Here is a 4,057-nt window from a genome sequence, read left to right as displayed (position 1 = left end):
GATATCTCTTTATATTTTCTGCCCCTTTTTCAAACGACAGGCAATTCTGACCGGAATATGCCATTTCCTCCGCCATATCCTTTGTTATATTGTGGTCTTCAAATAAATCAAATGCTTCATCTATCGGAGCAAACCCACAACCGCAATGTCGACAAAAGTATAAATCCCTTTTTATATTCAATTTGAAATGTATCCCCACTATTTCTTTTTCAGCATCATACTGGTTTACTCTTACTTCTCGTCCACAAATGGAGCATTTTCCTTTTGTTTTTTTATTTTCTTCTTCTGTAATTTGTTCTGCTGCTTTTTTTAGTTCATTTTTCATTTTTTCAATTGCTTCACCTGTAATTTCATCAAAACTCTTTGTCTTTTTGCCTTTAAACAAATTTTGTAATTCTTCTTTATATTCTCGCAAAATATTGTCTACACTCTGTTTTTCGTCTCTTTTCATGTTATCAAAACCTTCTTATAGGCATAATTCTGATAACATCATATATTTTAATCGGTTGGTTGTTCAGGATGATTACATCCATTTATGGAATTATATGTTACACAAAAATAAATCGCACCTAACTTCAATTTCAATTCGGAATTTGAAAAACAACCCCTTTCCCATGCTATACTTTACCTAGAATCGGATCCAGGCGCTGCTTCACTTCTGCGCTGCATGATGCATACAACTGGATAAACTCAAGAAAGCCGAAGATACCAAAGTATTGTCCGGCATAAACAATCACGTATTTTGAGCCTTCCTCCACATACTTCTTTGCTGCTACAGGCAGGCTTTTCCCTGAAGTACCTGGATTATGCTATTGCCAATCACGAAGTGGTCATTACAAAGAACGGGAAAAAAGCTGTGAGATTTTCGCCATACATAACGGATTTCGAACGATACTTGACAATAAAGGAAGAAGCTCTTGATTACCAATATGGCGGCAAAAAAGTACCCTATGATGAATTTATGGAAATATATGAGAAAAGCAATTTGAGAATGGAATTCATAAATGGAGAAATATTCCTTTTATTCTCACCGGGCACTTTCCATCACGAGATTTCCAGTAGGCTTTGCATAAAACTTGCAGAATACTTGAAGGGTAAAAAGTGCAAAGTCTTTTATACCTCGGTATAACGAAATAATTATGAGGCTAAAAAAACTAGTTGAGCAGTTAAATAAGATGAGCAAAGAGGATCTCAAATTATTTAAGGTATGGCTTAAAAATATTGAAACGTACGGGATGACAGAGGAGGAAAAAGGAGAAATAGAAAAGATTATTGATGAAAAAGAAGGAGGTTGATGAAATGGTTTACGCCTTGGAGATAGCAATACGCAATATGAGGGAAGAGATGAAAATGCAAGGTAAGATGCAAGGCAAGATTAAAGGAGAAAAACTTGTAAAATAGAGATAGCAAAAAAACTACTTACCATTGGTATGGATGTCAAACAAATCAGTGATGTCAGCTGAAAACTAGTAAAGATACGATGAAAAGCATGAATTTCCATGATGGAGGAGGTAGGAAAGATAATTCGAATAAGGAAGGATGTGTATGACTAGGCATGAAAGTAATAAATACTGTGCTTAATGTACTTGTTATAATCGCTAAAGCGCCGTTGATCATTGTGCAGCTTAGATATTTATTTAAGCTATATTTGCCAGGAAACAATCAAGTAGAAGCTTTAAGAGGAATTGAATAGCTTTGGTCTTCTTGCTATGTTATAAACTATTTTTAAATCACATCACTTCGTAAATCATAGAAATAAATAAAAAATAAATCAAAATAAAAATCAGCTTAATTTTTTTTGCATTAAATAAAAAATAAATAATACTACAGCGAAAAATTTGTTCTTTGACAATTTCATACGGTGTTTGAAAGTGGCTGGAGTTTCAATAGCGATTTCTTTCTGTGAGAAGTATAAGCACAGTGATTTCGTCGTAAATAATAATCAGTTTTCTGAATAGCTTTACGAATGGAGTCAAGATTGCCTGACAGAGATGCTTCAATAAGACGTTTGGCCTGTGGCATGGTTAGAACCGGAGTTTTTTTTAAAGTAAAATCTCAGTTCTGTAATAAAGAGATGTGCAACCATAACCAGCAACATATGTTTATGCCAAGCAGGCCAGGAACGAGCTTCATAGTCACCCATTCCAAGATAACTTTTACATTCTTCAAAACACTGCTCTATAGGCCATCGCATAGTAGCAGCCTTATGAAGCTCTTCCATTGGAATATCTTCCGGTGCATTGCAGAGGGAGAATTTTGTTTTGCCATCGGTATACCTGCGGATATAAAGCCATTGCTCCTTGCCAGGTAAATAAGTTTTTCCACCGATATCTTCCGCATCAATAACTCTTAGGATTTTTACATCGGCAACGATGGGGCCCTTGGAACCCTCAGCCAAAATTATCCTCTGCCAGGGTATGGAAGTATCGTTGGCAATACTGGAAACCGGGATGGGATCTGTTAAGGCACGTTCCTTTGTGAATCTTTTACCACGTCCATTTTTCTCGGGTACACCAATAACAGGCATTTGTATGAATACCTTCAGGTTTTCGGGAATATCTGCAAAATAGTAATAATTTTCAGGAAGCGAAGCAAGAAATTCCTTGTCTCTGCCGAAAAATGAGTCGCAGCCAATCCATTTTGCAGGAAATTTACCTGATGCTATAGTGCTCTTGAGCATGTCAGAAGCAATATCAACTTTGGTTTTAAATTGAATATCTTCAGGTACGCAGCTTTCTTCACGCAGTTTTTGATATTCTTCGGTAAACCATTTTTCCGGCATGTATAACCTACGGTCAACAAGTCCATAACCTTTACTACTGGAATATCCGATAAAGACACCTGCCTGGCAGTTTTCCCTCTTGCCAAGGATGCCGCAGTACTGACGTTGCACTCCAACGGATGCTTTGCCTTTCTTGGGAAAATCACAGCCATCCATGTTTAGCATCCCGTCAGGTTCGGCAATATCCGAAGACAACCTCCCCTGGTAAATTTCAAGCATCTTTTCATCATCCATCAGGGAGGATTTGAAAAATATCTGCATCGGGCGGACTCCCTTTTCTCCGAAATATTCCAGGGCAATAGGTTCAATGGATTTCCTGTCGACATTGCTTAGAAGTCCCTTGACGAAACCCTCACAGTTCTTACGCTGGCCTACATGAGTGTAGCATTCATCGTAAATAGAAAGATAATCGTCCAGCATTGAACCTAAGTTTTGTACTTCCTCAACCGTAATACCGACATCCTCAAGAATTGTAGGATTCCAGTCAGGAATATTTAGCATCATATTAGACACCTTCTCACGCTTTTTGTGGGGTTGGTGACAGGGTACAAAGGATTTATAATTCCTGTTCAAAATATATAAATAAACGGCTTTTTTGTTACCGTGATACACAAAGGTATTTCCTTCCTTGGAGAATCCCTTTGTTTCTCCAAGATAAATCCAGTTTGCAGCCTTGTAACAAGTGCCGCTATATTTCGAATGGTCCACAAACGTTTCTACTAGCAGAGGGCGGGTGCCATACATCTTGACCCAATCGATTTTGAGCCTCTTGAGGGTTTGCGATAAAAGGTAAGATGCGAGGTTCTTTATCTTAATCCAAGGTAATATGAGAAAACGGTTGTTGTTTACTATATGCTTCAAGAAAATCCTCTTGCCGTCTTCATCATATCCTATGAACCTATCCCGTACACCTACCTTTAAAGCTGCCCGATTATAACTTAATGCTGCAATGGGAGTACCTTTATAGGTGACAAGATACTTAATCCTTGGACCGATCATTTTATCGTAACCAAGATAATGGTATTTGCCAACCATATAGTCCCATAATGGCTCTAATTCACTCTTGTTGACAATAGAAACTGTTAACGGCAGGTACTCTCCGACAGTCCCTGTCAACGGCCTTATATCAAGATATATTTCTTTTTTCATTATAATGCCACTTTCATTATTGTACTAAGGGCTATTAATGTATTAAAATGTTTTCACCAACCCCCAGTACAATTATACACTATGAAATTGTCAATGTCCAGTACTAAATTTTATTTCGCTGTAGTA

At 37.4% G+C, this 4,057-nt stretch carries 3 protein-coding genes; 1 reads left to right on the top strand and 2 read right to left on the bottom strand.

The features are described from left to right. Positions 1-451, bottom strand: a 451-nt coding sequence (locus HPY74_20150; GenBank protein ID NSW92920.1) for a hypothetical protein, incomplete at its 3' end; no start/stop codon positions are given. Between the two features lie 264 nt (positions 452-715). Between HPY74_20150 and HPY74_20145 the strand changes: the two genes are divergently transcribed. Beyond that, positions 716-1,129 carry a Uma2 family endonuclease gene (locus HPY74_20145; protein NSW92919.1) on the top strand — a complete coding sequence of 138 codons (414 nt, stop codon included), beginning with the start codon at positions 716-718 and terminating at the stop codon, positions 1,127-1,129. An 867-nt stretch (positions 1,130-1,996) separates the two neighbouring features. On the opposite strand, the gene HPY74_20140 is transcribed toward HPY74_20145, so the two are convergent. After that, positions 1,997-3,931, bottom strand: a complete 1,935-nt coding sequence (locus HPY74_20140) for an IS701 family transposase (protein NSW92918.1) — start codon at positions 3,929-3,931, stop codon at positions 1,997-1,999. Positions 3,932-4,057 lie beyond the last annotated feature (126 nt).

It is taken from the genome of Bacillota bacterium (genome assembly GCA_013314855.1).
In the GTDB taxonomy this organism is placed as follows: domain Bacteria; phylum Bacillota; class Clostridia; order Acetivibrionales; family DUMC01; genus Ch48.
Note: the sequence above shows the minus strand (reverse complement) of the source record. Positions and strands in the feature narration are given on the sequence as shown.

Excerpts from the sequence above, each read along its gene's own strand:
- HPY74_20140 (NSW92918.1), bottom strand. The coding sequence starts at position 3,931 with ATGAAAAAAGAAATATATCTTGATATAAGGCCGTTGACAGGGACTGTC.